The sequence below is a fragment of the Candidatus Laterigemmans baculatus genome (assembly GCF_010367455.1).
Taxonomy (GTDB): domain Bacteria; phylum Planctomycetota; class Planctomycetia; order Pirellulales; family Pirellulaceae; genus Laterigemmans; species Laterigemmans baculatus.
In genome coordinates this window covers 1-523 of record NZ_WRPR01000153.1, presented here as the reverse complement: position 1 = coordinate 523, position 523 = coordinate 1, and the positions used below count along the sequence as shown (strand labels likewise).

At 67.3% G+C, this 523-nt stretch carries 1 protein-coding gene; it reads right to left on the bottom strand.

Annotated elements, in window-relative coordinates:
- The coding region (locus GNK13_RS21360; RefSeq protein ID WP_164104668.1) for a G8 domain-containing protein at nt 1-523 on the bottom strand (523 nt) is incomplete at both ends.

Genomic DNA, 523 nt, shown 5'->3' with positions numbered 1-523 from the left:
CCGTTTGGGGAATCGCGATCACGTCCCCGACGCGCCATCCCTGCGGCACCGCCGAGACGCGGAGCAGCGTGTCGCCGGCCCGGGGCGAGGCGGTGAGCGCGGCGAAGGTCGACTCGAGCGACTGACCGTGCAGGCGGATCTTGCCGAGGACGATGATCCCGTTGCCGTACTGGGCCGGATCGTCGACCGCATCGAGCGGCCGGTCGCCGATGACGATCTCGGCGCGAACTCCGCGAGCGATCGGGGCCTCGGCTGTGCCGACCTCCAGGTACCCGGAGTCGAAGACGATCAACTCTTGCACGGTCAGCCGAGTATCGACGTCCGCGGCGAACCGCAGCTCGCCCGAGACGCCGAGCGCTTGGAGCGTCACCCCCTCGACGTCGAAGATCACCGAGTGCCCTTCGGCGATCACGACCACCGAGTTGGCATCGACGTTCTCGAGTGCAGCGATCTGCGACCACCGGCCGCTCTCAGAAATCACATGCGTCGGATGCTCGACAAAGTTCGGCATCCCCTCGAGATG